The organism is Burkholderia diffusa (assembly GCF_001718315.1).
Classification (GTDB): Bacteria; Pseudomonadota; Gammaproteobacteria; order Burkholderiales; family Burkholderiaceae; genus Burkholderia; species Burkholderia diffusa_B.
In genome coordinates this window covers 1,066,838-1,092,286 of sequence record NZ_CP013362.1, presented here as the reverse complement: position 1 = coordinate 1,092,286, position 25,449 = coordinate 1,066,838, and the positions used below count along the sequence as shown (strand labels likewise).

Sequence of the window (25,449 nt, the reverse complement as noted above, 5' to 3'; positions counted from 1 at the left end):
GCAGAACTTCCTTGTGCGAATGAGTCGAGTGAGGATGGATCAGGCGTGCACGTCATGCGCCGCGTACGACGATCACGTGAACGCGGTACGGGCCATGCGCGCCCAGCACGATGGTCTGCTCGATATCGCCCGTGCGCGACGGGCCCGATACGAAATTGACCGCGCGCGGCAATTCGCCACGCTCCGCGCGAATCAGAGCGAATGCGTCTTCATGGGCCGCGACGATCCGCGACGCCGGCACGATCGCGATGTGCGTCTCCGGCAGCAGCCCGGCCGATGCATAGGTGTCCGGCCCGGACAGCAGCACCAGCGAACCCGTTTCGGCGGTTGCGCAGAAGCAGCCCGTGAGGCCGACGAGATCGCCGTCGCGCGGCTTGCGGCATTCGACCGACAGGCCCGCGCCGGCCCAGTCGAGCTCGGCCAGCGTGCGCCATGCGATGGCCTGCATCGGCAGGCCGTGAGCGGAAAGATAGCGGGCGGCGGCGGCCGGCGCGTCGGCCAGTGTCGCGACCTCATCGACCGTCGTCGACAGGCGAGCCGCTTCCTCGACGAATGCGGCGACGAGGTCCGCCGGCATCGGCGGGCGCGGCCCTTCGGGATGACGGGCGAGATAGTCGGCGACGCCGTCGCGCTCCACGGCATCGGGTTCGGGCGCGCGTCCTTGCGCCGCGCGAATGCGTGCGAGGATCTGGCGACGGGCAGCGGAAGTGTCCATGAACGGTCCTCGTGACGTTGGCGTGCGATACCGTCGGATTATACCGGCCGCCCTCGCCGCATCGCACCTGGCCGCATGGTCGACGCTTACTGCGATGCGTCCTCGTCGACCGGCTGCGCGATGCCGAACACCTGGCGCAGGTACGCTAGATACGCCTTGTCGTCGCACATGCTCTTGCCCGGCGAGTCCGACAGTTTCGCGACCGGCTGTCCGTTGCAGCGGACCATCTTGATCACGATCTGCAGCGGCACGTAGCCAAGATCGTTCGTGAGGTTGGTGCCGACGCCGAACGCGAGCTTGCAGCGGCCGCGGAACCGTTCGTACAGCTGCATGACCTTCGGGATGTCGAGCGCGTCGGAGAACACGAGCACCTTGGTGCGCGGATCGCAGCGATTCGCCTCATAGTGGCGCAGCATGCGCTCGCCCCACTCGAACGGATCGCCCGAATCGTGGCGCGCGCCGTCGAACAGCTTGCAGAAGTACATGTCGAAGTCGTTCAGGAACGCGTCCATCCCGTAGACGTCCGACAGTGCGATCCCGAGGTCGCCGCGATACTCCTTCGCCCACATCTCGAAACCGTAGGTCTGCGAATCGCGCAGCCGCGGGCCAAGCGCCTGGCAGGCCTGCAGGTATTCGTGGGCCATCGTGCCGAGCGGCGTCAGACCGTGCTTCATCGCGTACAACACGTTGCTCGTGCCCGCGAACTGCGGCCCGAGCCCGTCGCGCAGCGTGAGTGCAACCTCCTCGTGCCACACCTTCGAGAAGCGCCGACGCGTGCCGTAGTCGGCGATCTTGCAGTCTGCGAACTCCGGCTTCGCGCCGAGCAGCTTGATCTTTTCGCGCAGCCGTTCACGACCTTCGCGATAGTCGGGCTCACGCTGCGTATTGCGGAAATAGACTTCGTTGACGATCGCGAGCACCGGGATCTCGAACAGGATCGTGTGCAGCCACGGCCCCTCGATCACGATGTCGATCTCGCCGTTGCCCTTCGGCGAAGGCGTGATCGAAATGTATTTCTCGTTCAGGTGGAAGAGCGCGAGGAAGTCGACGAAATCGCTCTTGATGAAGCGCATGCGCCGCAGGTAGTCGAGTTCGACGTCGGTGAAGCGCAGCGAGCAAAGGCCGCGCACCTCGTCGCGGATCTCGTCGATGTACGGGACGAGATCGACGCCGGGCGTGCGACACCGGAACCGGTACTCGACGTTTGCGGCAGGAAAGTGATGCAGGACGACCTGCATCATCGTGAACTTGTAGAGATCCGTGTCGAGCAGCGAAGTGATGATCATGATTACGGCACCGCCAATATCGTGACACGGCCCGGCGCACCGCGCGCCGCCCGGTCTGCTGGCCATGTTACCCGAATGCGGGCCCGACCATCGTGAAACCGCCCGCGCGTCGTCCGGCCGCGTCGCGCGAATGCCGCATGCGCGAACGCCGAGGTTGTCGCCATAAACTAATCACAAAACGATATAAGCCGGAAAGCCGACCACGCGATGCGGGTTTTGCGCTTCAGTTACAATGCCGCTTTTGGCGCAAACGCCACCCCATATATACCGCCAAGCAGGAGCGTTTTAATGACTCACGTTGTGACCGAAGGCTGCATCAAGTGCAAATACACGGATTGCGTGGATGTGTGCCCGGTGGATTGCTTCCGTGAAGGTCCCAACTTTCTCGCCATCGATCCGGACGAGTGCATCGACTGCGCCGTGTGCGTCGCCGAGTGCCCGACCAATGCGATCTATGCCGAAGAAGACGTTCCGGGCGACCAGCAGCAGTTCACCGCTCTGAACGCGGAGCTGGCCAAGAACTGGCCGTCGATCACGAAGACGAAGCCGGCGCCGGCCGACGCGGACGAGTGGAAGGACGTGCAGGAAAAGCTGCACCTGCTCGAGCGCTGATCGCGCAGCGGCGCCGCAAAAAATTTTTGTGCGCTGCCGCTCAAAAGTGTTGACAGGTTAGCGAACGCTCCATACAATCTCGTTTCTCTGCTGTTGTTGTTTGTTCCCCGATAGCTCAGTCGGTAGAGCGCCGGACTGTTAATCCGTAGGTCCCTGGTTCGAGCCCAGGTCGGGGAGCCAAAAAAACACAAGAGCCCGTTGAAGGTGGACGGGTTTTTTGTTGGTAACCGAACAACAAAGCAGATGTACCGATTTATTCCCCGATAGCTCAGTCGGTAGAGCGCCGGACTGTTAATCCGTAGGTCCCTGGTTCGAGCCCAGGTCGGGGAGCCAGACAGAAAAAGGCCCGTCATTCGACGGGCCTTTTGTTTTTCCGGCGCCCGTCGGTCACCGACGCGCATGCTAGAGTCTCTGTCCCGTATTCGCATCCGGTTCCGTCGATGAAGCACCGCCTCCTTTCCGCCGCGCCGTTCGCCCTTCTCCTCTCCGCCCTTGCCGCCGCGCCATTCGCGCACGCGGAGGAAGTCGGCAGCGTCAACACCCATTTCCGCGTGACGGGCTCCGATCGCGTGGTCGTCGAAGCGTACGATGATCCGCTCGTGACGGGCGTCACCTGCTATGTGTCGCGGGCGCGCACCGGCGGGATCAAGGGCACGCTCGGCGTCGCCGAGGATCCGAGCGAAGCGTCGATCGCGTGCCGGCAAGTCGGCCCGCTCAGCTTCAAGGAGCCGCTCAAGCAGCAGACCGACGTGTTCAGCGAGCGGATGTCGTTCATCTTCAAGACGCTTCACGTCGTGCGCGTGGTCGACAAGAAGCGCAACACGCTCGTCTACCTGACCTACAGCGACCGCATCGTCAGCGGCAGCCCGAAGAACGCCGTCACTGCGGTGCCGATGCCGGCCGGCACGACGATTCCGGTCAAGTAAGCCCGCGCCGGCCGGGCGCCGGAGCGATAAACTGTCGATTCGACCGCCCTCGCGCCCGAACATGTCCGCCACCCGTCTTCTGCCGGACTCCGCACGTTACTGGCGCACGCCGCTGCTGCCGAACGCGGACCTGCTCACGGCTACCTATCGCGACCATACGTTCGCGCCGCACTGGCACGATGCGTACACGATCCCCGTGATCCTCCAGGGTGCAGAGCGCTACACCTGTCGCGGCAGTGGCCATGTCGCCGAAACGGGCACCGTGCCCGTGATCAATCCCGGCGAAGTGCACACGGGCTCGCGTGCGACCGACGAAGGCTGGTGCTATCGCGTGAGCTACGTGCCGGTCGACTACATTCGCGCGCTCGCGAACGCGATCGCGGGGCGCCCGCAAGATGCACCATGGTTCCCGTCCGACGTGATCCGCGACGCCGATCTCGCGGCGCGGCTCGCGCTGGCCCACCGGATGATGGAGGCAGGCAGCGGGTGCATGACGCCGTTTCATCCGCAGGAGCAGCCGGCCGCCGAGGCGCCGGCTGCTGCCGCGCCGCGCGTCTACGATCCGCTCGCCGCCGAAACGGCGATGCTCGATGCGTTGTCGGCACTGATCGTGCGCCATGCCGACGCGCGGCTGCAGCCGGCGGCGCTCGCGGCCGACGAGCCGCGCGTCGACGCGATGCGCGAGCGGCTCGCCGCCGATCTCACGTGCACGGTCACGCTCGACGATGTCGCGCAGGCCGCCGGCCTGTCGCCGTTTCACGCGGCGCGCCTGTTCACCCGCACGATCGGAATGCCGCCGCACGCATGGCGCAATCAGTTGCGGCTGCAGCGCGCGCTTGCGCCGTTGCGCGCCGGCGTGCCGATCGCCGACGTCGCCGCGGCAAGCGGCTTCGTCGACCAGAGTCACTTCTCCCGGCATTTCAAACGAATGTTCGGCGTGCCGCCCGGACGCTGGCAAGCGCGCTGACGCACACTCCGCGGCCTGCAATAGACAATGCGCGGCATCCGGCACGCAGCTTGCGCCGCCGGCACCGCGGTGCGCAAGAATGTACAAGCCGTCACGGCTGCGCACCGCTATCCTGCATTTCATGGAAACGCGCCCCTTGAATCCCACACCCACAAACTCGCCCGCGCCCCGTCGCCCGCTCAACGAATTGCTCGACGGCGCACGCGACACGATCCCGATGATGATCGGCGCGGCGCCGTTCGGCGTGATCTTCGGCACGCTGGTCGGCGGCGGCCCGCTCGCCGCATGGCACGGTGCGCTGATGTCGCTCGCGGTGTTCGCCGGCTCCGCGCAATTCATCGCGCTCGGCCTGATCGCCGGCAGCGCGAGCTTCGTCGTCGTGCTCGCGACGACGCTGATCGTGAACCTGCGTCACCTGCTGTACAGCGCGACGCTCGCGCCGTACGTCGCGCATCTGCCGCTGAGCTGGCGCGCGACGCTCGGTGCGCTGATGACCGACGAGGTGTTCGCGGTCGCCTACGCGCACTACCGGCACTTCCCGGCCGGTGACATCGGCCCCCACTACTTCTTCGGCTCCGGCCTCGCGATGTACCTGAACTGGCAGGTCTGGACGCTCGCGGGCATCGGCTTCGGCGCGGCCTTCCCGGGCCTCCAGTCGCTTGGCCTCGATTTCGCGATGGCGGCGACCTTCATCGCGATCGTCGTGCCGCAGCTCGGCACGCTGCGCTATTTCGCGGCCGCCGCGACAGCCGGCACGCTCGCGTACTTCTGGCAGGGCTGGCCATACAAGCTCGGGCTGCTGGGCGCGGTCGCCGCCGGCGTCGTGGTCGGCGTCGCGCTGACGCTGCGGCACGAGCGCTCGCGCACCGCATCACGCACGGAGACCGCATCGTGAGCTACGCACTGCTGATCCTCGGAATGGCCGTGATCACCTATGCGATCCGCACGACGCTGTTCCTGTTCGGCGAGCGGCTGACCTTCCCGCCGCTCATCCGGACCGCGCTCGGCTTCGTGCCCGTCACCGTGCTGACCGCGATCATCGTGCCGATGACCGTCTCGCCGCACGGCGGCACGGCCGAACTGACCTGGCGCAATCCACAGCTCGTCGGCGCGCTCGCCACCGTGCTCGTGTCGGCGACGACACGCCGGCCGCTCGTGACGATCGCGGTCGGGCTCGCGGTGTTCTTTGTCTGGCAAGGGATCGTGATGCCGCACTGGCTGCCGGCCTGAGCGAACATCACCGGCCGCGCTCAAGTTTTCGCCCGGCGCGCCGATATCGGGTATGAAGACCCGCCATCAGCCTCGGCGCGAACCGGTCCGTCGACGCTGCGCCCGCACCGGTGCGCGATGTCGGCCGCCGGCCCGCGCGGGCCGCCATCGAGACGATTCATGGGCCAGATCACCCTTTCCCTCAAGGACGACACGCTTGCGTCCCTGCGCAAGGACTACGACGCGTTCGTGCGTGTGTCGCTGAAACTCGACCCGCAGTTCGCGACACCGTCGTTCGAGGATTTCCTGCGCGCCAAGCTGCTCGACAACATGGTGCCGCTGACCGAGCATGCCGTGCAGCGGATGCTCGAGGGCGGCCAGTACGCGTGGGCGAAGCGCACGCTCGACAAGGAATTTCCGGACGTCGTCGCGATCCTGATGCGGCAGGCCGGCGAATTCGGTTTCGGCTTCGCGTCGCGCTCGGAATGGACACCCGACGAGCTCGCGAAGGCGTGCCGCGATTGGGCCCGCGCGATTGTCGCCGAAGCGCAGGGCGAAGCGTCGCTCGTCGATCCGCTCGCCGCGCAGATCAAGGGCGCCGTGCACGACATCCAGGCGCTCGAGGAAATGATGCAGACGCCCGCATGGCGGCTCGCGGAATCGCTGCGCCAGCGCGTCTACGAGGCGAAGCTCGCGTGCGAGATGAGCGTCGGCAGCGCCGCGCGCGACAAGCTCGGCGAACTGCGCGGCCTGCTGCGGCTCGGGCTCGCGCATGGTTCGTTCCAGAAACAGGAAGCGCAGCAGATCATGGAGTATCTGCGGCTGCTGAAACCCGAGATCTTCGTCGACGAGCCGTACGACGTATTCGCGCGGCTCGCCGCGTGGCTACGCAGCATATTCACGCCGTCCGCCGCACGGCCGGCGCACGGACCGGGACCGGAACAGCACCGGCCATGACGGCACGCGTCCACGCATGAAGAACGGCCCGGTTCGCGCAAAGCAAACCGGGCCGTCGATCGATCGCCGTCACGACGCGCCGTCCGGGGCGAACGTCGCGCGACGTCGGGGAGCCGCTTACTGCGCGGCGCCCGAGGCCGATGCACCGCCCTGCACGCCGGCCGACGCGCCACCCTCGACCGCCTCGTCGCCTACCTTCGACTTTGCCGTGCCAGCATGATGCTTGGCCGACTTCGCCGCATGCTTCGCGTGCTTCTTCGCCGAGTGGACCGACGACGACGCCGTATCCTTCGCGCCGTCGGCTGCCGCACCGGCTGAGTCGGTCGCGCCACCGACCGCATTGCCCGACGCATTCGCACCGGCACCACCCTGCATGCCTGCGCCTGCGCCGGCCCCTGCTGCCGGCGCCTGCGTCTGCACGCCGGCACCCGCGGTGCCCTGGGTCGCGACGCCCGTCTGCGCGAATGCGGCCGAAGTGGCGAACGCCGTCAGCGCGGCACCGATCAGCATCGTACGAATCTTGGACATGACAATCCTCCTCAAGAAGTTGTGGGCGCGGACCGCCTCGATGCGATCCGTCGCGTCCCCTGCCGCAACACGCAGCAGGTACGACGAAAGACCCGCCGGCCGCACGTCCGGTTCGCGAATCTCTCAGACTGTTACCCACCGTTTCATTTGCTGACGAATCGCTCACAGTCCTTAACAACTGCGGCGCGCGGGCCTGCACGCGCGTGCGCACTCGCGCGGCGGCCCCCGGTGCCGTATGATGCGGGGCGATTCCTCCCGCGCATCGCGCGCCCCCTTCGTCATGCCCAACCTGGATTTCACGCTGACCGGCGAATACGTCGAGCTGCACAACCTTCTCAAGATCACCGGCCTCGCGGACAGCGGCGGCACCGCGAAGATGTTCGTCGCGTCCGGCGCGGTGAAAGTCGACGGCGTGGTCGAACTGCGCAAGACCTGCAAGATCCGCGCGGGTCAGGTGGTGCTGTTCGGCGACACGCGGATCGCGGTTCACGACGCGTAGCGGTTGCCCCTGACCGCGACATGGCCATCGGCGCGCGCGTTCGACACCGTTCGAATAAAGCCGTAAGCTAGCCGTCTCTCAAAATAAATACAGACAGCGCGGGCCTGCACCCGCGCGAGCGCTCATCCCATGTCGCATTCCGGTCTTACGCGGACGGCCGCCGCGCCGCCGTCCCTGTCCAGTCATGCCGCCGATACCGCGCGCCTCGCCGCGCCGCTCGCGATCGCGCAGCTCTCGCAGATGGCGATGAGCGTCACCGACACGGTGCTGCTCGGCTCGCTCGGCCCCGATTCGCTCGCGGCGGGCGGCCTCGGTGCGAACTTCTTCTTCGTCATCGTGACCGTGCTGCAGGGCGTGCTGTCATCCGTCAGCGTGAGCGTCGCGCATGCGCGCGGCGCGCAGGCGGAACATCGCGTGCCGCACATCTATTGGACCGGCTTCGCGCTGTCCCTGCTGCTCGCGATTCCGGCGATCGTCGCGCTGTCGCTGTCCGAACCGATCCTGCTGATGTTCCACGAGCCGCCGACGCTCGCGCATCACGTCGGCGAGTACACCGGCATCCTGCGGTTCGCGGCGCTCGGCAGCCTGATCGGCGTCGGTCTGATGCGCGCGTTCCTGCCGGCGATCGGCGCCGCACGGCGCCTGCTGTGGGTGTCGATCGGCGGCGTCGGCGTCAACGGCGTGCTGAACTACGGGCTGATCCATGGCGCATTCGGCTTGCCGCGGCTCGGCTTCCTCGGTTCGGCGGTCGCGACGACCATCACCATCTGGCTCACCGCGCTCGCGCTGATCTGGCTGCTGCATGGCCGCCAGCGGTTCCGCCATTTCGTAACCGCCGCCCGCCCGAAACTGCCCTTGTTGGGCGAGCTGATCGGCATCGGCTGGCCGGTGGCGATCACGTACGGGGTCGAATCCACGCTCTTTCTCGCCACGGGTCTCACCATCGGCGTGCTCGGCGCGACGTCGCTTGCCGCGCACCAGATCGCGCTGAACGTCGCGTCGGTCGCATTCATGGTGCCGCTCGCGATCGGCCAGGCGGCCAACGTGCGGGTCGGCTACTGGGTCGGCGCCGGCCAGCCAGTCGCCGCGCGGCATGCGGGCTTCGTCGCGCTCGGCCTGGGCGTCGCGTTCATGTCGTTGTCGGGTCTCGTGCTGATCGTCGCGCCGCATGCGATCGTCGGCCTGTATCTGCAACTCGACGACCCCGCCAACGCGGCGACCGTTTCGCTTGCCGCTTCGCTGCTCGGCATCGCCGCGGTGTTCCAGATCGTCGACGGCATGCAGACCGTCGGGTCGGGCGCGCTGCGCGGACTGCGGGACACGCGCATCCCGATGCTCGCGGCGACCTTCGGCTACTGGGGCATCGGTTTCCCGACCGGCTACTGGCTGGCGTTCCATGCCGGCCTCGGCGCTCGCGGCCTGTGGTGGGGACTCGCGGCCGGCCTCGCAAGCGTCGCCGTGCTGATGGCCTGGCGCTTTCACCGGAAGACCTCGTCGCTCGTCGCGTCGACGCGTTGAGTTCGGCACGACGCAAAATCGCGCCCGGCGCTATGCTTGTCGGTTGAAGACCCAAGACGCCGCGCCAGCGGCGCGACTGCCTCACGATACGCCAGATGCCGCGCGACCCGCGGCCTTTCCCCTTCCCAGGAGGAGTGCATCATGAACGAAGCAGTTCGGATGGAACGCGACACGTTCGGCGAAATCGCCGTGCCGGCCAACCGGCTCTGGGGCGCGCAAACGGAACGCTCGCTGCAGAATTTCCGGATCTCGACGGAAAAGCAGTCGCCCGAGCTGATCCACGCGCTCGCGATCGTCAAGCGCGCCGCGGCCGCCGTGAACCAGTCGCTCGGCGTGCTGGCCGACGACAAGGCACGCGCGATCATCGACGCTGCCGACGAGATCATCGCGGGCAAGCATCCGCGCGAATTCCCGCTCGCGGTCTGGCAGACGGGCTCGGGCACGCAGACCAACATGAACCTCAACGAGGTGATCGCGAACCGGGCGAGCGAGCTGCTCGGCGGCGAGCGCGGCGAAGCACGCAAAGTCCACCCGAACGACGACGTGAATCGCGGCCAGTCGTCGAACGACGTGTTCCCGACCGCGATGCATGTCGCGGCCGCCTACGCGATCGTCAACCACTTGCTGCCCGCGCTGCGCACGCTGCGCGCGACGCTCGACGCGAAGTCGAAGGCCTTCGCCGACATCGTGAAGATCGGCCGCACGCACCTGCAGGACGCGACGCCGCTCACGCTCGGGCAGGAATTTTCCGGCTACGTCGCGCAGCTCGACCAGGGCGTCCGGCACGTCGAATCGGCGCTGCCGCACCTGTACGAACTCGCGCTCGGCGGCACCGCGGTCGGCACCGGGCTGAACGCGCATCCGGAATTCGCGGTGCGCGTGGCCGACGAGATCGGCCGGCTGACGAAGCTGCCGTTCGTGACCGCGCCGAGCAAGTTCGAGGTGATGGCCGCCGCCGACGCGCTGGTGTTCGCGCACGGGGCGCTGAAGACGGTCGCGGCCGGCCTGATGAAGATCGCCAACGACGTCCGCTGGCTTGCAAGCGGGCCGCGCTGCGGGCTCGGCGAACTGTCGATTCCGGAAAACGAGCCGGGCAGCTCGATCATGCCGGGCAAGGTGAACCCGACGCAGTCGGAAGCCGTGACGATGCTGTGCTGCCAGGTGTTCGGCAACGACGTCGCGGTCAACGTCGGCGGCGCCAGCGGCAATTTCGAGCTCAACGTGTTCCGCCCGATGATCGCGCACAACGTGCTGCAGTCGGTGCGGCTGCTCGCCGACGGCGCGCAGAGCTTCAACGATCACTGCGCGGCGGGCATCGAGCCGAACCGCGCGCGCATCGACCTGCTGCTGAACGAATCGCTGATGCTCGTGACGGCGCTCAACCCGCACATCGGCTACGACAAGGCCGCGCAGATCGCGAAGAAGGCGCACAAGGAAGGCACCACGCTGAAGGCCGCCGCGCTCGCGCTCGGCTACCTGACCGAGGCGGAATTCGATGCGTGGGTGCGGCCCGAGCAGATGATCGGGTCGCGGTAATCGCGCAGTCGACGCAATGACGGGGCGGGCGAGCCGCGTACGCGGCGCCCGTTGCCGTCAGACGGTGCCCTTCGCCACTTCCTCGGGCTTCATCTCGACGATCTTGTCGAGCGCGGCGCGCACGTCGGCCGCATATTTTGCGAGCACCTTCTGCTCGTCGGTCTCGGGCACGAACGGCGGCACCGGCACCGGGTTGCCGTTCTCGTCGACCGCGACGAACACGACGAGGCAGTCGGTCGTCTGGCGCAGCACGCCGCCCTTCGGATCGCCGGCGTGCACGGACACGTGGATGTGCATGCTGGTGCGCCCCGTCGCGACGACGCGCGCCTTCAGCTCGACCAGGTTGCCGACGAGGATCGGACGCTGGAAGCGGATGTTGCCGACGCTGACCGTCACGCAATAACGGCTCGACCAGACCGCCGCACACGCATACGCGACCTCGTCGATCCACTTCATCAGCGCGCCGCCATGCACCTTGCCGCCGAAGTTCACGGACGACGGCTCGGCGAGGAAGCGGAATACGGTTTCGGTGCGGTCGAGGGCGGCCGGTACGGGGGACGGTTGGGACATCGTGATAGCTCCAGGCGGCGGGGGCACTGCAATCGGCGCATTATACGTTGCACTGCGGCAACACGTCGCGGCGCCCGCCGCGCGGCAGCGGCGGCAAGCCCGCCTGCGCGCCGAGCCGGCGTCGGCATCGGAAATCGGCGCCCGTCAGCGGCGCACCGTGATGCCCTGGTCGATCGTCCCGTACATCTCGAGGCTGCCGCCCCGCTCGCCGGCGCCCGCGCCGCCCTGCGCACAGGCCGCGCAGAGCAACGCGGCCGCCAACAGGCAGAAAATCGTCTTCATCGTTGCATCGTGTCGCATCCGGCGGCCCACTGCCGCCACGTCCGGCCATTCTACGCGCGCGCCGCCTACGACCGCGGGTCGCGCACCGCCTCGCCGCATCCGACATTTCATCCGAACGCGAAACATCGAATGTGCGCGAGCGCCTACACTGCAGTCATTCCGCCTGACGACACACGATGATGACCGATCAAGACGACCACCACTTTCCAGGCCTGAGCCGAATCGGCGCACTGATCGCCGATCCCGGGCGCGCCGCGATGCTGTGGGTGCTGATGGACGGCAGCGCACGGCCGGCCGGCGAGCTGACGATGATCGCGGGGCTGTCGCCATCCGCGGCGAGCGCGCACCTCGCGCGCCTGACCGAAGGTGGCCTGCTTGCGCTCGACGTGCGCGGCCGGCACCGCTACTACCGGCTCGCGTCTGCCGACATCGCTGCATCGCTCGAGGCACTCGCGAACGTGGCACGCGCGGCCGCGCCGAACCGCCCGGTGCCGCCGCCGTCACGCACGGTGCCGGCCGAACTGCGCTATGCGCGCACCTGCTATGACCACATGGCCGGCGAACTCGCGGTCCGCATCTTCGACGGGCTCACCGCACGCGGCTGGCTGCAGGCGGACGGCGATGCGATCGAAGCCACGGAACTGGGCACGCATGCGCTCGCGCAGTGGGGCATCGACGTAGCACAGCAGCGCACGCGCCGCCGCCGTTTCGCATGCGGCTGCCTCGACTGGAGCGAGCGTCGCCCGCATCTCGGCGGCGCGCTGGGCGCGGCGCTGCTCGACAGCTTCTGCGCGCACGGCTGGATTGAGCGCACCGCGCGTCCGCGCGTGCTGCGCGTCACCGTGCCCGGGCAACAGATTTTCGACGACTGGCTTACGTCCGCTTGACGCGCGCATTGCGGCCCGACGACAACGACGCGCGATGGACAGGTTTTGTTACATCGCGTGCCATTCGACTTACAAAACACCGAGCACTGAAACAGGCCGAGCGGATATTGTGAACTCAACGGCACGAATCGACGCGCCGCGATAACGACGAAGACGCTCATCATGGCCTCCCTGTTCACGCTCAAGCGAACCGCCCGCTGCACGCTGCTCGCGTTCGCCACGCTGGCGATCCTGCCCTCCGCATTCGCGCAAGCGACACAGGCCGCGGCGTATGCGGCCGCCGCCCGACAGCCGGGCGGTGACCCGCCGAGCCGCGTCGCCCGGCTCAACTACATGTCGGGTGCCGTGACGACGGAGCCCGCCGGCACCGACACGTGGTCGTACGCCGCCGTGAACCGGCCGCTGACGACCGGCGACCAGCTGTGGAACGACGCCGGCGCACGCTCGGAGCTGCACATCGGCTCGACGGCGGTGCGACTTGGCGAATCGACGAGCCTGTCGGTCCTGAACCTCGACGACAACACGACGCAGCTGAAGGTCGGGCTCGGCACCGTATCGACGCACGTGCGCGATCTGCCGTCCGGCGGGACCTACGAAATCGACACACCCAATCTCGCGCTCGGCATCACGGGCCCCGGCGACTATCGCGTCGATGTCGCGCCGAACGGCGCGACCACGACGGTCACCGTCCGCAACGGCAGCGCGACCGTCTACGGCAGCAACGGGCAGTATCCGCTGTCGCCCGGGCAACAGGTCGTGTTCACCGGCACCGACCTGCAGGTCGCACAGCAATCGGCCGCGCCGGCCCCCGACGCGCTCGACCAGTGGGCCGCCAGCCGCGATGCGGCGGAGCAGCGCTCGGTATCGGCCCGCTACGTATCGCGCGACGTTCCCGGTTATCAGGATCTCGACGCGAATGGTACGTGGCGCGAAACCCCGAATTACGGCGAGGTCTGGGTGCCGAACGACACGCCGGCCGACTGGGCGCCGTATCACGACGGTCACTGGATCTGGCAGGCGCCATGGGGATGGACGTGGGTCGACGATGCCCCGTGGGGCTTCGCGCCCTATCACTACGGCCGCTGGGCCTATGTCGACGACAGCTGGGCATGGGTGCCCGGCCCGATGGTCGTCAGCGAGCCGCCTGTCTACGCGCCGGCACTCGTCGCGTTCGTGGGCGGCGGCGGCGGGCCCGACTGGAGCGTCGCGCTGACGGTCGGCGGTGTCGCCGCGGCCGGTTGCGCGTGGTTCGCACTCGGCCCGGGCGAACCGTGGCATCCCGGCTGGGGTGGCTGGAGCCCGCATTACTACGATCGCGTGAACCGGAACATCGTGGTCAACAACGTGACGGTCAACAAGACCGTGAACGTGACGAACATCACCAACATCACGAACATCAACAAGACGTACGTGAACTTCCGCGCGCCGCACGCGATCACTGCCGTGCCGGCGTCCGCGTTCGTGCACGGTCAGCCGGTCGCGCACTTCTCGCAGCACGTCGATCCGCAACAATGGCGCAACGCGCACGTGATGCCCGGCACCCCCGGCATTGCGCCGGTGCGCCAGAGCTTTACCGGCGGACTGCGCACGGCCAGCTACCGGCCGCCGGCAGCGATCGGACAGCACACGTTCGTCGCGACGCGCAATCCGGCGGTGCCGGCAGCGTATCGCGACCAGGCGGCCGCGCACCTCGCCCGGCAAGGCGGGCGCGTGCCGGGCGCAGGCGCGCCCGTCGCGAGGACAAACGTGCCGGCCGACTATGCGGCTCGCCCGGTCCGCGTGCCGGGCAACCCGAAAGCCGGTGCATGGGCGATGCGCAACGTGCAGCTCGTGAATCCGCACGGCCCCGTCGTGCAACCGGCGCACGCGCCGCGCGACGGGCAGCCAGCCCCGGCACAGGCACTGACTGCACGGCCCGGTGCACCGATGCCGATCATGCCGAATGGCGCGCGACCGACGAACGGCGAAGCCCCCAACGCGCCGCGCTTCGCGAACGGCGCCACGCCGCCGGCACCGGGCAATCCGGCCCCGCATCAGGCGCTCGGCGCCGGAAATGGCGTCCCGCACCCGCCGACGGCCGCCAACGCACCGACCGCGCGCGACAGCACGCATGCAGCCGCGGCGCCCGTGTGGATGCAGCCGCACACGCCGATGGAGCGTCAGCGCCCGACGCCGCCGACGGCACTCCACGCAGCAGGACAGAATGCACTGCCGCCCGTGCGCGGCGCGGCGCCGGTCCCGCATCCGGAAGCGGCGCCCGGCGCGCAACCCGGCGGGCGGCAGGAAACGCCGCGCGCGTTGCCGCAACCACGACCCGATACGACCGCGCAGATTCCGCAGCCACGTCCGCGCCCCGATTTCACGGCACCGGCCCAGCATGCACAGCCGCGACCCGAGCGCGCCGCGCCGGCACCGCAACCGCGCCCCGAATTCGCACAACCGGCACCACGGCGCGAAGTCGCACCGCCGCGCGTGAACGAGTATCGCCCGCCCGCGCCGGCCGTGCATGAAATGCCGCGACCGCAACCGCAGGCTCCGCGCATGGAGCCGCGGCCGTCGATGCCCGCGCCACGCATGGAACCGCGGCCGCAACCGGCACCGCACGTCGAGGCGCCGCGCCCGAGCAACCCGCCGCCCGGCGGCCACGACGAGCGGCATCGCCAGTAACCGCACCCGATGAAACGAAAAGGACCGACCGGCGAATGCCGGTCGGTCCTTTTCCATTCTGCCTGGCGCGGGTCGTATATCCCACGCCGCCGTCGAACGCCGGGGGTCAGACCGCCATCGGCGCGGTCAGCGGCTCATGGTGCCGGTAGCCGACGAGCGAGAAGTCGGACGGCTCGATCTGCTCGAGCCATTCGGGCGCATAAACGCCCGTCTTCGCGTAGTCCGGCACGCGCTCGGCAATCTCGAGCCGCGGGCTCTCGTACGGTTCGCGCGTGAGTTGCTGCCGCAGCATGTCGAGCTGGTTCTCGTAGATGTGCGCGTCGCCGATGAAGTACGTGAACCAGCGCGGCGTATAACCCGTCAGCCGGCCGACGAGCGACAGCAGTGCGGCGCCTTCCGTCAGGTTGAACGGCGTGCCGAGCCCGACGTCGTTGCTGCGGATGTACAGGCACAGCGAAATCTCGCGCTTCGTGACGTTCGGCAGGAACTGATACAGCAGATGGCACGCGGGCAGCGCGATCTGGTCGAGCACGGCCGGATTCCACGCGTGAAACAGGATGCGGCGATCGGCCGGGTTCTCCATGATCGTGTCGAGACACTGGCGCAACTGGTCGATCGCCTTGTACAGCAGCACCTTCGGCGCACCGTCCTCGTCGAAGCGGGTGACGATTCGGAACCCGCGGCGCGTCGCATCGGCGATCTGCGCGTCGGCGCCCGCGTCGAGCACCTTGTAGCCGGGCCACTGGCGCCATTGCACGCCGTACACGTCGCCCAGGTCGTCGGCGCCTTGGCGGTACGGGTTCGCGAGCCACTGCGCATTGTCGTTCGCGTTCGCGTCCCACACCTTGCAGCCAAGCGCGCGGAAATCAGCCGCGCTGCGCGATGCCCGCAGGAAGCCGACCAGTTCGCCAATCGCGGACTTGAACGCGAGCTTCTTGGTCGTCACGGCCGGGAAACCTTGCTGCAGGTCGAACCGCAGCATCGCACCGGGCATGCTGATGGTGCGGATGCCCGTGCGGTTCTCCTGCCAGGTGCCGGTGTCGAGGATGGTGCGAACGAGGTCGAGGTACTGTTTCATGCGGGTTCCTTCGGCCGCGAGGGCGGCCGTCACCCGCCAATTTTAGCAAGCGTGATGCGGAACCTCCGGTAACGGCGCCGAAAACCCTCCGAGCGGCTCGCTGCGATCGCGCATCCCATGCGCGCACATCAGCCTGTACAGCGTGACGCGCGACACGCCGAGTTCGCGCGCCGCATCGGCAAAACGGCCACGGTGGCGCAGCAGCGCCTGCTCGATCGCCTGCCGTTCGGCCGCTTCCCGCGCCTCGGTGAGCGAGACGGGCGCCAGGATCGCGAATTCGTTGAGTTCGAGATCGGCCGCGGTAATCATCCGGCCCTCCGACATCACGATCGCCCGGCGCACGCGATTGATCAGTTCGCGCACGTTGCCCGGCCACGGATAGCCGTACAGCGCGGCGATCGCATCCGGGGAAAAGCCGCGCAGGCGGCGATGCGCATCGCCCTTGAAACGCTCGAGCATGTGACGCGCCAGCAGTTCGATATCCTTGCCGCGCGCGCGCAGCGGCGGCTCCTCGATCTTCAGCACGCACAGCCGATGGAACAGGTCCTCGCGAAACCGCCCGTCGCGCAGCGCCGCTTCCATGTCCACATGCGTCGCGCAGATCACGCGCACGTCGACCGGCACCGATACATGCGCGCCGAGCCGCTCGATCTTGCCTTCCTGCAGGAATCGCAGCAGGCTCGCCTGGCTCTCGAGCGGCAGGTCGCCGATCTCGTCGAGAAACAGCGTGCCGCCGTTCGCGGCCTCGACACGGCCGATCTTGCGCTGGTTCGCACCAGTAAAGGCACCGCGCTCATAGCCGAACAGTTCGGCTTGCAGCAGCGTCGACGGAATCGCACCGCAATTGATCGCGACGAACGGCGCCTGCGCGCGCGCCGAGCGCTCGTGGATCGCAACGGCCGTCAGCTCCTTGCCGGTACCCGATTCGCCGGAGATGAACACCGGTGCATCGGTTGTGGCGACGCGCCGGATCGTCCTGAAGAGCCCGAGCATCGCGTCGCAGGTGCCGACCATCTCGCCTTCGGCGCGCCCGGCGCCGACGGGCGACGCCACCGGGTCGGTCAGCGCGACCATGCCGTGCGCATGGCCAACGGTCTCGACGATGCGCGACGCCTCATACGGCATCGTCACGTAGTCGAAGCAGTAGTCGCGAATGAGATGCCGCAGCGTGGCGTCCTGCAACTGCCCACGCCGGGTTGCCGCGATCCAGCCGATGTGCTGGATGCTCAGACACGTTTCGAGTTCGCGCAAGTCCGCGGGCCGAAAACCCGGCGAGAAATCGAGCAGGCCCGCGGTTGCCACGCCGTGCTGCACGACCCGCCGCACGTCGCGTGCGCTTTCCGCAAGATCGACGCGCCACCCGCATTCGTCGAAATGCCCGCGCAATGCATCGTTCGGCTCGCGCGAGAAATAGATCACATGCCGCTGCTCGGCTTCCATATGCCCACCCCGTTCATCAACCGTCTAACGATTGCCGCACACGCCAAGTCGCGTGCAAAAGGATCGAACCGGGTCAGCCGAAGCGGCTCGATTCGCCATGCCGATGCGCGGCAATGACTGGCCTCGCATGATGGCGCTTATCTCGCGTCCAGTTATTTTTTTGGCCACGACGGCTTAGTTATAGGCGCTGAATACGACAAACCAGTTGCAGCGCAAACGGGCGAGCGGCCGAATCGCTCAATGGTCGACGTTTATCAATCATCTGCACATATCAAATGCGCAGCGACGCGTGCCTGCATCGACACACGCGCAGATTTTCATCCTTGAAGCGAATCGATTGAATCCGCAGTATTCCCGAGCCCCGTCGTTTCACGCCTGAAACATTTCCCGGCGTTTTCGATTGCGATTCACAATGCGCCCTCACCGATTGCAGACGCGACAACGCTCTTCGCCCGATGGCATGCATTTCGCTGAATGTGCAGTAGATCGGAGAAGGCAGCCATGCGAACACTTTTTTCACGGTCTTGCGTGCAACTGACGATTGCATTTGCGCTCGCGTGCCCGTTCATGCCGGCACGCTCGGAAGAAGGCGCGCGGCCCGGACGCGCGATACTGCTTGCCGATAATGCACCGCGCATGCAACTGGACAACCGCATCGGTATCGTGCCGGTCGCCGCCCCGCAACCGAGTTCTTCAGGCCAGACACGGGTGACGCTGTGGGACGAGCTCGCCCCGCCTGCTCCGGTGCCGATACCGAATCCTGTTCCGCTTCCCGGCAGCGCGCAGCATGCGATGGAGGGAAACGCCGGAAACCGCATCCATCAATAATCCGCACACGACCCACATGCCGCTCAATCGTTGAGGAATACCAACTGAGCGGGATGAGTGAGGCCGTTTCATGCAGCGTCGATATCGCGACGCGAACCGTTTTTGTGTCCGTCCCCCGGCGGGCACTCTTTTTATTCAGGACATCGCGGCGCAAGGCCGCATCTCGTCGTCATCGCCGACGCGGTGCGGCCGACCGGAAACCACCAGTGCGCCCGCATCGATGCGGGCGCGCGCCGCCATTCCGGTAGAATCGGCGCCATTCCGGTTCCCCTCTTTCCCGACCTTCATGACGACATTGACCCTGATCGTCGCGCGCGCCCGCAACGGCATCATCGGCCGCGACAACCAGTTGCCCTGGAAACTCCCCGAGGACCTCGCGTTCTTCAAACGCACGACGATGGGCGCGCCGATCGTGATGGGCCGCAAGACCCACGAGTCGATCGGCCGGCCGCTGCCGGGCCGCCGCAATATCGTCGTCACGCGCGACGCAGCGCGCCGCTTCGACGGCTGCGACACTGTCACGTCGCTCGCCGATGCGCTCGCGCTCGCCGCGCGCGATGGCGTGCCCGAAGCATTCCTGATCGGCGGTGCACAGCTCTATGCGGAAGGCCTGGAACTCGCCGACAAGCTGGTCGTCACCGAAATCGATGCGGACTTCGACGGCGATGCGTCGTTCCCTGCGCCCGATCCCGCGCACTGGCAAGAAGTGTCGCGCGAGCCGCACCAGGCCGCCGCGCCGAACACATTCGGCTATGCGTTCGTCGTCTACGCGCGCAAACGCCGCTGACACCCGGCACACGACAAAAAGCCCGACCGGCGTAAGCGCGCCGGTCGGGCTTTTACGTTTCCTGGCGGCCAATGCCGCGCCGCTTACTGCCCGGCGATCGTCATCTGCTCGATCAGCACCGAGCCCGTTTCCTTCGTACCGCGCACGATCGAATCCGCGCCGATCGCAACGATATGCCGGAACATCTCCTGCAACGTGCTCGCGACCGTGATTTCCTCGACCGGATACTGGATCACGCCGTTCTCGACCCAGAAGCCGGCCGCGCCGCGCGAATAGTCGCCGGTCACGTAGTTCACGCCCTGCCCCATCAGCTCGGTCAACAGCAGGCCCGTGCCGAGCTTCTTCAGCATCGCATCGAAATCGTCGCCCGGCTGCGTTTTCGAACTGCGCAGCGCGAGGTTGTGCGAGCCGCCCGCATTGCCGGTCGTCTGCGTACCGAGCTTGCGCGCAGAATAGGTCGACAGGAAGTAGCCTTCGACGACACCGTCGTTGACGACGCTGCGCGCACGCGTGCGCACGCCTTCCTCGTCGAACGGCGCGCTGCCCATCGCGCGCGGCACGTGCGGATCCTCGACGACCTGCACGTGCGGTGCGAACACCGGTTTGCCAAGGCTGTCGACGAGAAACGACGTCTTGCGGTACAGCGCGCCGCCGCTGACCGCCTGCACGAATGCGCCGAGCAGGCCGGCCGCGAGCGGCGCCTCGAACAGCACGGGCACCTTGCGGGTATCGAGACGACGCGCGCCCATCCGCGCCAGCGCACGCTCGGCCGCATAGCGCCCGACGGCTTCCGGCGCCGCGAGATCGACCGCGCTGCGCTTCGACGAATACCAGTCGTCGCGCTGCATGTGGCGGCCGGTTCCCGCGATCGGCGCGCACGCGATGTAGTGGCGCGAGTACGGGTAGCCGGCGAGGAATCCGCGCGACGTCGCGAGCACGAACTGCGAATGCTGCGCCGACACGCTCGCGCCTTCCGAGTTGCGGATCTGCGGGCTGACCGCGAACGCGGCGTCTTCCGCGCGGCGGGCGAGCTCGACGGCGTCGTCGGCCGTCAGCGCCCACGGGTGGTAGAGATCGAGGTCGCGCGGGTCGGTTTCGAGCAGCTCGGCCTCGGCAAGGCCGGCCGCGTCGTCCTCGGCCGTGAACCGCGCGATGTTGTACGCGGCGGCGACGGTATCCTTGATCGCGGCCGGCGAGAAGTCCGACGTGCTCGCGTTGCCGCGCTTCTTGCCGATGAACACCGTCACGCCGACCATCTTGTCGCGGTTGTGTTCGATCGTCTCGACCTCGCCGCGGCGCACCGACACCGACAGGCCGTCGCCTTCGGAGATTTCGGTCGCGGCGTCCGTCGCGCCGAGGGCCTTCGCATGACGAAGGATGTCCGAGGCAATTTCTTTGAGCTGGTCCTGCGTGTGCGGGAAATAGCGCGCTTGTACGTCGAGATTGGCTGCCATCGTCGTGATATCCGGTGGCGGGCGAGCCGCCCGCATGTTCAAAATGTTGCGTATCCCGCGATCATAGCAAGGTCCGGGGCCACATACCGACAAGCTTGGGGTGTCCGCGCCGCGATACAATGCCGCCCATGACACGCAAAACCCGAATCCAGCCGATCGAGCATGCCGACGACGACACCGGCAATGGCTACGATCGCCCCAGCAAATCCCAGTTGAAACGCGAGATGCACGCGCTGCAGGAGCTCGGCCAGGCTCTGGTCGACCTGCCGAAGGACGCGCTCAAGCGCATGCCGATGCCCGAGGACCTGGCGGATGCCGTGCGCGAGGCGCGCCGGATCACCGATCACGAGGGCAAGCGCCGCCAGCTCCAGTACGTCGGCCGCGTGATGCGCTCGCTGACCGACGAGGAAACGGCGGCGTTGCGCACCGCGCTGGACGCCCAGCGAGGCGTGAACAAGGCCGCGACCGCCCGCCTGCACTGGATCGAACGCACGCGCGAACAGTTGCTCGCCAGCGACGACGCACTGACCGAATTCCTCCGCCAGCATCCCGAAGCCGATATCCAGGAAGGCCGCACGCTGATCCGCAACGCGCGCAAGGAAGCGCAGCAAGGCAAGCCGCCGCGCTATTTCCGCGAGCTGTTCCAGTGGATCAAGACCGCGAGCGGCACGGACGAGAACGACGCAGACGAAGCGCCGGACGAAGCCGGAGACGACCATGACGACGAAGCGTAACCACCCGGACGAACTCGTGGTCGGCCTCGTGTCGATCAGCGACCGCGCCAGCACGGGCGTCTACGAGGACAAGGGCATCCCGGCGCTGCAGGAATGGCTCGCCGGCGCATTGCGCTCGCCGTGGCGCGCCGAAACCCGGCTGATCCAGGACGACGCGCCGACGATCTCCGCCACGCTGGCAGAACTCGTCGACGTCGCGGGCTGCGATCTGGTGCTGACAACCGGCGGCACCGGCCCCGCACGACGCGACGTGACGCCGGAAGCCACGCTGGCCGTTGCGACGAAGGAAATGCCGGGATTCGGCGAACAGATGCGGCAGATCAGCCTGAATTTCGTGCCGACCGCGATCCTGTCGCGGCAGGTCGCGGTGATCCGCGAGACGGTCGATCATGCGGCGCTGATCATCAACCTGCCCGGCCAGCCGAAGTCGATCCGGGAAACGCTCGAAGGGCTGCGCGACGCCGACGGCAAGTCGACCGTGCCGGGCATCTTCGCAGCGGTACCCTACTGCATCGACCTGATCGGCGGCCCGTACATCGAGACCGACGCCGCGGTGGTCGCGGCGTTCCGGCCGAAGAGCGCACAACGCACGCCGCGCTGAGCGCGTGCCGGCCCGCTCAGGCGGCCGGCGCGGACTCGCCTGCCGGCGCCGATGCCGCCGGAATCAGGAAATGCTCGCGGTAGTACTTCAGTTCGTCGATCGACTCGTGGATGTCCGCGAGCGCCGTGTGCATCGCGCGCTTCTGGAAGCCCTTGTAGATCGCGGGCTGCCAGCGGCGGCACAGCTCCTTGAGCGTGCTGACGTCCAGGTTGCGGTAGTGGAAGAACCGCTCGAATTCCGGCATCCAGCGCGCCATGAAGCGGCGATCCTGGCAGATCGAATTGCCGCACATCGGTGACTTGCCGGGCGATACGTACTGCGCGAGGAACGCCTGCAGTTGCGCGGCGGCGTCCGCCTCGGTCACGGTCGACGCGCGCACGCGTTCGATCAGGCCCGAGCGGCCGTGCGTCGACTTGTTCCAGTCGTCCATCTTCGCGAGCGTTTCGTCACTCTGGTGGATCGCGAACACGGGGCCCTCCACGGCGATGTCGAGCGTTGAATTGGTCACGACGACCGCGATTTCGATGATGCGGTCGTTATCCGGGTCGAGGCCCGTCATCTCCATGTCGAGCCAGACGAGGTTCAACTCGTTGCGCACGAGCGCGGGCTGGCTGGCGGAAGCGGCGGTATCGGTCATGAGTCATCCTGGAAAATGGCGGACGGCGCGTGGCGCCGCCCGGGCGGCCGGCATCGCGTGAGCGGGCCCGGTCCGCAAGAACATATAATTCTCGCATAGAACCCTTTGGCGCCTTCGATGTCACCCTTTTCGTTCACCCTGCTGTTCGCGATCGCCGTGCTCGCGATGGTCGTCACCAAGCTGTGGCTCGCGTCGCGGCAGATCCGCTTCGTCGCAGCCCACCGCAACGGCGTGCCCGCGCAGTTCAGCGCCACCATTCCGCTGTCCGCCCACCAGCGCGCGGCCGACTACACGGTCGAACGCACCCGGTTGGCGATGTTTGAAATCGTCGTCAGCGCGGCCGTGCTGGTCGGCCTCACGCTGCTCGGCGGCGTCGGCGCCCTCGACACGCTGCTGACGGGCTGGTTCGGCCGCGGTTACGGGCAGCAGGTCGCGCTGGTCGCCGCCGTGCTCGCGATCACGAGCGTGATCGACGTGCCGTTCGAGTATTACCGCCAGTTCGGGATCGAACAGCGGTTCGGCTTCAACCGCATGACCAAGCGCCTGTTCTTCACCGACATGCTGAAGAACACGCTGCTCGGCGCCGTGCTCGGCCTGCCGTTGCTGTTCGTCGTGCTGTGGCTGATGAATCAGGCCGGCAGCCTGTGGTGGCTGTGGACCTGGATCGTCTGGGTCGCATTCCAGATGCTCGTGCTGCTGATCTACCCGACTTTCATTGCGCCGATCTTCAACAAGTTCGAGCCGCTGAAGGACGAAGCGCTGCGCACGCGCATCGAGTCGCTGATGAAACGGTGCGGCTTTGCGGCGAAAGGCCTGTTCGTGATGGACGGCAGCCGCCGTTCCGCGCACGGCAACGCGTACTTCACGGGCTTCGGTGCGTCGAAGCGGATCGTATTCTTCGACACGCTGCTCGCGCGGCTGTCCGGTCAGGAAATCGAGGCCGTGCTCGCACACGAACTCGGGCACTTCAAGCGCCGCCACGTCATGAAGCGGATGCTCGTATCGTTCGTGCTGAGCCTCGTGCTGCTCGCGCTGCTCGGCTGGCTCGCGCAGCGCACGTGGTTCTATACGGGGCTCGGCGTCACGCCGTCGCTCGACACGAGCAACGCGGGCGCCGCGCTCGTGCTGTTCTTCCTCGTGATCCCCGTTTTCCTGTTCTTCGCGACGCCGTTCAGCAGCCTCACGTCGCGCAAGCATGAATTCGAGGCCGACGCGTTCGCGGCCAGCCAAACCGATGCGCAGGATCTCGTCAGCGCGCTCGTGAAGCTTTACGAGGACAACGCGTCGACCCTCACGCCGGACCCCGTCTACACGGCCTTCTACTATTCGCATCCGCCCGCGTCGCAGCGGATCGACCGCCTGATGCAACACGCATGAGCCGGCCGACCTCCCGCAAGCCGGCTCCGCGCGCATCGAACGCGCCGCGTGTCGAAGGCCGTGTGATCGCGGCGCACGGCCGCCACTACATCGTCGCGCCCGACGACGGCGGCCCGATGCTGCAATGCTTCCCGCGCGGCAAGAAAAGCGAGATCGCGGTCGGCGACCGCGTCGTGTACGAACAGGCGTCGGCCGACCAGGGCGTGATCGTCGAGATCGGCGAGCGGCGCAACCTGCTGTACCGTTCCGACCAGTTCAAGTCGAAGCTGTTCGCGGCGAACCTCGACCAGTTGCTGATCGTGCTCGCGACCGAACCCTATTTCAGCGAGGATCTACTCGGCCGCGCGCTGATCGCGGCCGAAGCCAACGAACTGAAGCCGCTCGTCGTGCTGAACAAGATCGACGTCGAGGCCGCACTGCCGGTCGCCCGCGAGCGCCTCGCGCCCTACCGTGCGCTTGGCTACGACGTGCTCGAGCTGTCGGTGAAGGGTGCACCCGACGATGCGCGTGCGCAACTGATGCCGCACCTCGCCGGGCATTCGACGATCCTGCTCGGCCAGTCCGGGATGGGCAAGTCGACGCTCGTGAACCTGCTCGTGCCTGATGCCGAAGCCGCGACCCGCGAAATCTCGGCAGCGCTCAACAGCGGCCGCCACACGACGACGTTCACGCGCCTCTACCCGCTCGAAGGCGGCGGCGCGCTGATCGATTCGCCGGGTTTCCAGGAATTCGGCCTCTACCACCTGACGGAAGGCCGCCTCGAGCGCGCGTTCCCGGAATTCCGCCCACTGCTCGCGGACTGCCGTTTCTATAATTGCCATCATCTGCACGAGCCGGGCTGCGCGATTCTCGAAGCCGTCGCCGACGGCCGCATTTCACCGTCGCGACATGCGCTTTACGCACAGCTCGTGCACGAGGCGAGCCAGATCGTCCGCTGACCGCACGGCAGACACGAGACGGCCGGGAATGGCCCGGCCTACACCGAGAGGAGCCGCGATGCGCTTCAAGGCCCCCGATCTCGCCACTGCGCAGCATTGGGCGAATGTGCTGCAAGTGGCCGGCATCGGTTGCGAACTGCACAACTGCTACGCGACCGGCGCGCTCGGCGGCCTGCCCGCCGACGCTTGCGCGCCCGAGCTTTGGCTTGACGACGAGCGCGACGATGCACTTGCTCGGCGGCTCCTCGATGCGGCGTCGCACGGCCCGTCGGCGGGCGCAGCTCCGTGGCGCTGCCGCCAGTGCGGCGAGGCGCTCGAGGCCCAGTTCACCGCCTGCTGGCAATGCGGCGCCGTACGCGATCCGCTCGACGACTGAGCGGAGACCGACCAGATGCGCAGCGAAAAGGCCGGCATGC

27 protein-coding genes and 2 tRNA genes are annotated in these 25,449 nt (G+C 67.4%); 20 read left to right on the top strand and 9 right to left on the bottom strand.

Annotated features, from left to right (window positions below; translation table 11 throughout):
• Positions 1-52: 52 nt before the first annotated feature.
• Positions 53-715: a LutC/YkgG family protein gene (locus WI26_RS05035; protein ID WP_069225344.1), complete on the bottom strand. Its 663-nt coding sequence runs from the start codon at positions 713-715 to the stop codon at positions 53-55.
• 86 nt (positions 716-801) lie between these two features.
• Complete coding sequence (gene pncB / locus WI26_RS05030) at positions 802-2,001, bottom strand: nicotinate phosphoribosyltransferase (RefSeq protein WP_059465173.1); 1,200 nt, start codon at positions 1,999-2,001, stop codon at positions 802-804.
• A 288-nt stretch (positions 2,002-2,289) separates the two neighbouring features.
• Here pncB and fdxA point away from each other — a divergent pair, with 288 nt between their 5' ends.
• From fdxA to WI26_RS04990, 8 genes are all read left to right on the top strand, one after another.
• Positions 2,290-2,613, top strand: coding sequence for a ferredoxin FdxA (gene fdxA / locus WI26_RS05025; protein ID WP_042583454.1), 324 nt, complete (start codon positions 2,290-2,292; stop codon positions 2,611-2,613).
• A 104-nt stretch (positions 2,614-2,717) separates the two neighbouring features.
• Positions 2,718-2,793, top strand: a tRNA-Asn gene (locus tag WI26_RS05020).
• Positions 2,794-2,870: 77 nt separating this feature from the next.
• Positions 2,871-2,946, top strand: a tRNA-Asn gene (locus tag WI26_RS05015).
• Between the two features lie 107 nt (positions 2,947-3,053).
• Positions 3,054-3,539 carry a CreA family protein gene (locus WI26_RS05010; RefSeq protein ID WP_059465172.1) on the top strand — a complete coding sequence of 162 codons (486 nt, stop codon included), beginning with the start codon at positions 3,054-3,056 and terminating at the stop codon, positions 3,537-3,539.
• Positions 3,540-3,600: 61 nt separating this feature from the next.
• Complete coding sequence (locus WI26_RS05005; protein WP_069225343.1) at positions 3,601-4,506, top strand: AraC family transcriptional regulator; 906 nt, start codon at positions 3,601-3,603, stop codon at positions 4,504-4,506.
• A 121-nt stretch (positions 4,507-4,627) separates the two neighbouring features.
• Complete coding sequence (locus tag WI26_RS05000; protein ID WP_081334228.1) at positions 4,628-5,401, top strand: AzlC family ABC transporter permease; 774 nt, start codon at positions 4,628-4,630, stop codon at positions 5,399-5,401.
• The gene (locus tag WI26_RS04995; RefSeq protein ID WP_069225341.1) at positions 5,398-5,736 is read left to right on the top strand and encodes an AzlD domain-containing protein; all 339 of its coding nucleotides are present in this window, start codon (positions 5,398-5,400) and stop codon (positions 5,734-5,736) included. The genes WI26_RS05000 and WI26_RS04995 overlap by 4 nt, the downstream gene beginning before the upstream one ends.
• A gap of 159 nt (positions 5,737-5,895) precedes the next feature.
• Positions 5,896-6,672 carry a DUF4088 family protein gene (locus WI26_RS04990; protein WP_069225340.1) on the top strand — a complete coding sequence of 259 codons (777 nt, stop codon included), beginning with the start codon at positions 5,896-5,898 and terminating at the stop codon, positions 6,670-6,672.
• A gap of 117 nt (positions 6,673-6,789) precedes the next feature.
• Here WI26_RS04990 and WI26_RS04985 read toward each other — a convergent pair whose 3' ends face one another.
• Positions 6,790-7,200, bottom strand: coding sequence for a hypothetical protein (locus WI26_RS04985; RefSeq protein WP_069225339.1), 411 nt, complete (start codon positions 7,198-7,200; stop codon positions 6,790-6,792).
• Positions 7,201-7,480: 280 nt separating this feature from the next.
• Between WI26_RS04985 and WI26_RS04980 the strand changes: the two genes are divergently transcribed.
• The 3 genes from WI26_RS04980 (at position 7,481) to fumC (ending at position 10,753) form a co-directional block, all read left to right on the top strand.
• Positions 7,481-7,699 (top strand): RNA-binding S4 domain-containing protein, encoded by a 219-nt coding sequence (locus tag WI26_RS04980; protein WP_006753074.1) that lies wholly within the window; start codon positions 7,481-7,483, stop codon positions 7,697-7,699.
• A 129-nt stretch (positions 7,700-7,828) separates the two neighbouring features.
• A complete protein-coding gene (gene norM, locus WI26_RS04975; RefSeq protein ID WP_069225338.1) occupies positions 7,829-9,217 on the top strand; it encodes a multidrug efflux MATE transporter NorM in 1,389 nt (462 codons plus the stop codon).
• A 141-nt stretch (positions 9,218-9,358) separates the two neighbouring features.
• The gene (gene fumC / locus WI26_RS04970) at positions 9,359-10,753 is read left to right on the top strand and encodes a class II fumarate hydratase (RefSeq protein WP_069225337.1); all 1,395 of its coding nucleotides are present in this window, start codon (positions 9,359-9,361) and stop codon (positions 10,751-10,753) included.
• A gap of 57 nt (positions 10,754-10,810) precedes the next feature.
• Here fumC and WI26_RS04965 read toward each other — a convergent pair whose 3' ends face one another.
• Both WI26_RS04965 and WI26_RS32615 read right to left on the bottom strand, forming a co-directional pair.
• Positions 10,811-11,323 (bottom strand): acyl-CoA thioesterase, encoded by a 513-nt coding sequence (locus WI26_RS04965; RefSeq protein ID WP_014897688.1) that lies wholly within the window; start codon positions 11,321-11,323, stop codon positions 10,811-10,813.
• Positions 11,324-11,467: 144 nt separating this feature from the next.
• Entirely contained in the window at positions 11,468-11,605 is a 138-nt protein-coding gene (locus WI26_RS32615; RefSeq protein ID WP_167359232.1) for a hypothetical protein, read from the bottom strand.
• A gap of 179 nt (positions 11,606-11,784) precedes the next feature.
• On the opposite strand from WI26_RS32615, the gene WI26_RS04955 reads away from it, so the two are divergent.
• Complete coding sequence (locus tag WI26_RS04955) at positions 11,785-12,492, top strand: ArsR/SmtB family transcription factor (RefSeq protein WP_059510958.1); 708 nt, start codon at positions 11,785-11,787, stop codon at positions 12,490-12,492.
• A 162-nt stretch (positions 12,493-12,654) separates the two neighbouring features.
• Entirely contained in the window at positions 12,655-15,159 is a 2,505-nt protein-coding gene (locus WI26_RS04950) for a DUF6600 domain-containing protein (RefSeq protein WP_069225336.1), read from the top strand.
• A gap of 106 nt (positions 15,160-15,265) precedes the next feature.
• Here the strand turns inward: WI26_RS04950 and WI26_RS04945 are convergent, their stop codons facing one another.
• Both WI26_RS04945 and WI26_RS04940 read right to left on the bottom strand, forming a co-directional pair.
• Positions 15,266-16,237 carry a thymidylate synthase gene (locus WI26_RS04945; RefSeq protein ID WP_069226354.1) on the bottom strand — a complete coding sequence of 324 codons (972 nt, stop codon included), beginning with the start codon at positions 16,235-16,237 and terminating at the stop codon, positions 15,266-15,268.
• A 42-nt stretch (positions 16,238-16,279) separates the two neighbouring features.
• Entirely contained in the window at positions 16,280-17,677 is a 1,398-nt protein-coding gene (locus WI26_RS04940; RefSeq protein WP_069225335.1) for a sigma-54 dependent transcriptional regulator, read from the bottom strand.
• A 501-nt stretch (positions 17,678-18,178) separates the two neighbouring features.
• Here WI26_RS04940 and WI26_RS30835 point away from each other — a divergent pair.
• Positions 18,179-18,505, top strand: coding sequence for a hypothetical protein (locus WI26_RS30835; RefSeq protein ID WP_081334227.1), 327 nt, complete (start codon positions 18,179-18,181; stop codon positions 18,503-18,505).
• Between the two features lie 286 nt (positions 18,506-18,791).
• The gene (locus WI26_RS04935) at positions 18,792-19,292 is read left to right on the top strand and encodes a dihydrofolate reductase (RefSeq protein ID WP_069225334.1); all 501 of its coding nucleotides are present in this window, start codon (positions 18,792-18,794) and stop codon (positions 19,290-19,292) included.
• Positions 19,293-19,375: 83 nt separating this feature from the next.
• Here the strand turns inward: WI26_RS04935 and pmbA are convergent, their stop codons facing one another.
• Positions 19,376-20,746, bottom strand: a complete 1,371-nt coding sequence (gene pmbA / locus WI26_RS04930; RefSeq protein WP_059465159.1) for a metalloprotease PmbA — start codon at positions 20,744-20,746, stop codon at positions 19,376-19,378.
• A 128-nt stretch (positions 20,747-20,874) separates the two neighbouring features.
• Between pmbA and yjgA the strand changes: the two genes are divergently transcribed.
• Complete coding sequence (yjgA, locus tag WI26_RS04925) at positions 20,875-21,480, top strand: ribosome biogenesis factor YjgA (RefSeq protein ID WP_272481915.1); 606 nt, start codon at positions 20,875-20,877, stop codon at positions 21,478-21,480.
• The gene (gene mog, locus WI26_RS04920; protein WP_081057501.1) at positions 21,464-22,081 is read left to right on the top strand and encodes a molybdopterin adenylyltransferase; all 618 of its coding nucleotides are present in this window, start codon (positions 21,464-21,466) and stop codon (positions 22,079-22,081) included. The genes yjgA and mog overlap by 17 nt, the downstream gene beginning before the upstream one ends.
• A gap of 16 nt (positions 22,082-22,097) precedes the next feature.
• Here the strand turns inward: mog and orn are convergent, their stop codons facing one another.
• Positions 22,098-22,718: an oligoribonuclease gene (gene orn / locus WI26_RS04915; RefSeq protein ID WP_059465157.1), complete on the bottom strand. Its 621-nt coding sequence runs from the start codon at positions 22,716-22,718 to the stop codon at positions 22,098-22,100.
• 117 nt (positions 22,719-22,835) lie between these two features.
• Between orn and WI26_RS04910 the strand changes: the two genes are divergently transcribed.
• The 3 genes from WI26_RS04910 to WI26_RS04900 are packed head-to-tail and all read left to right on the top strand — an operon-like array spanning position 22,836 to position 25,409.
• A complete protein-coding gene (locus WI26_RS04910) occupies positions 22,836-24,095 on the top strand; it encodes a M48 family metallopeptidase (RefSeq protein ID WP_069225333.1) in 1,260 nt (419 codons plus the stop codon).
• Entirely contained in the window at positions 24,092-25,033 is a 942-nt protein-coding gene (rsgA, locus tag WI26_RS04905) for a ribosome small subunit-dependent GTPase A (RefSeq protein ID WP_059465155.1), read from the top strand. Before WI26_RS04910 ends, rsgA begins: the two co-directional genes overlap by 4 nt.
• 58 nt (positions 25,034-25,091) lie before the next feature.
• Entirely contained in the window at positions 25,092-25,409 is a 318-nt protein-coding gene (locus WI26_RS04900) for a putative signal transducing protein (protein WP_059465154.1), read from the top strand.
• Positions 25,410-25,449 lie beyond the last annotated feature (40 nt).

Excerpts from the sequence above, each read along its gene's own strand:
- WI26_RS05035 (WP_069225344.1), bottom strand. The coding sequence starts at position 715 with ATGGACACTTCCGCTGCCCGTCGCCAGATCCTCGCACGCATTCGCGCG.
- pncB (WP_059465173.1), bottom strand. The coding sequence starts at position 2,001 with ATGATCATCACTTCGCTGCTCGACACGGATCTCTACAAGTTCACGATG.
- fdxA (WP_042583454.1), top strand. The coding sequence starts at position 2,290 with ATGACTCACGTTGTGACCGAAGGCTGCATCAAGTGCAAATACACGGAT.
- WI26_RS05010 (WP_059465172.1), top strand. The coding sequence starts at position 3,054 with ATGAAGCACCGCCTCCTTTCCGCCGCGCCGTTCGCCCTTCTCCTCTCC.
- WI26_RS05005 (WP_069225343.1), top strand. The coding sequence starts at position 3,601 with ATGTCCGCCACCCGTCTTCTGCCGGACTCCGCACGTTACTGGCGCACG.
- WI26_RS05000 (WP_081334228.1), top strand. The coding sequence starts at position 4,628 with ATGGAAACGCGCCCCTTGAATCCCACACCCACAAACTCGCCCGCGCCC.
- WI26_RS04990 (WP_069225340.1), top strand. The coding sequence starts at position 5,896 with ATGGGCCAGATCACCCTTTCCCTCAAGGACGACACGCTTGCGTCCCTG.
- WI26_RS04985 (WP_069225339.1), bottom strand. The coding sequence starts at position 7,200 with ATGTCCAAGATTCGTACGATGCTGATCGGTGCCGCGCTGACGGCGTTC.
- WI26_RS04980 (WP_006753074.1), top strand. The coding sequence starts at position 7,481 with ATGCCCAACCTGGATTTCACGCTGACCGGCGAATACGTCGAGCTGCAC.
- norM (WP_069225338.1), top strand. The coding sequence starts at position 7,829 with ATGTCGCATTCCGGTCTTACGCGGACGGCCGCCGCGCCGCCGTCCCTG.
- fumC (WP_069225337.1), top strand. The coding sequence starts at position 9,359 with ATGAACGAAGCAGTTCGGATGGAACGCGACACGTTCGGCGAAATCGCC.
- WI26_RS04965 (WP_014897688.1), bottom strand. The coding sequence starts at position 11,323 with ATGTCCCAACCGTCCCCCGTACCGGCCGCCCTCGACCGCACCGAAACC.
- WI26_RS32615 (WP_167359232.1), bottom strand. The coding sequence starts at position 11,605 with ATGAAGACGATTTTCTGCCTGTTGGCGGCCGCGTTGCTCTGCGCGGCC.
- WI26_RS04955 (WP_059510958.1), top strand. The coding sequence starts at position 11,785 with ATGACCGATCAAGACGACCACCACTTTCCAGGCCTGAGCCGAATCGGC.
- WI26_RS04950 (WP_069225336.1), top strand. The coding sequence starts at position 12,655 with ATGGCCTCCCTGTTCACGCTCAAGCGAACCGCCCGCTGCACGCTGCTC.
- WI26_RS04945 (WP_069226354.1), bottom strand. The coding sequence starts at position 16,237 with ATGAAACAGTACCTCGACCTCGTTCGCACCATCCTCGACACCGGCACC.
- WI26_RS04940 (WP_069225335.1), bottom strand. The coding sequence starts at position 17,677 with ATGGAAGCCGAGCAGCGGCATGTGATCTATTTCTCGCGCGAGCCGAAC.
- WI26_RS30835 (WP_081334227.1), top strand. The coding sequence starts at position 18,179 with ATGCGAACACTTTTTTCACGGTCTTGCGTGCAACTGACGATTGCATTT.
- WI26_RS04935 (WP_069225334.1), top strand. The coding sequence starts at position 18,792 with ATGACGACATTGACCCTGATCGTCGCGCGCGCCCGCAACGGCATCATC.
- pmbA (WP_059465159.1), bottom strand. The coding sequence starts at position 20,746 with ATGGCAGCCAATCTCGACGTACAAGCGCGCTATTTCCCGCACACGCAG.
- yjgA (WP_272481915.1), top strand. The coding sequence starts at position 20,875 with ATGACACGCAAAACCCGAATCCAGCCGATCGAGCATGCCGACGACGAC.
- mog (WP_081057501.1), top strand. The coding sequence starts at position 21,464 with ATGACGACGAAGCGTAACCACCCGGACGAACTCGTGGTCGGCCTCGTG.
- orn (WP_059465157.1), bottom strand. The coding sequence starts at position 22,718 with ATGACCGATACCGCCGCTTCCGCCAGCCAGCCCGCGCTCGTGCGCAAC.
- WI26_RS04910 (WP_069225333.1), top strand. The coding sequence starts at position 22,836 with ATGTCACCCTTTTCGTTCACCCTGCTGTTCGCGATCGCCGTGCTCGCG.
- rsgA (WP_059465155.1), top strand. The coding sequence starts at position 24,092 with ATGAGCCGGCCGACCTCCCGCAAGCCGGCTCCGCGCGCATCGAACGCG.
- WI26_RS04900 (WP_059465154.1), top strand. The coding sequence starts at position 25,092 with ATGCGCTTCAAGGCCCCCGATCTCGCCACTGCGCAGCATTGGGCGAAT.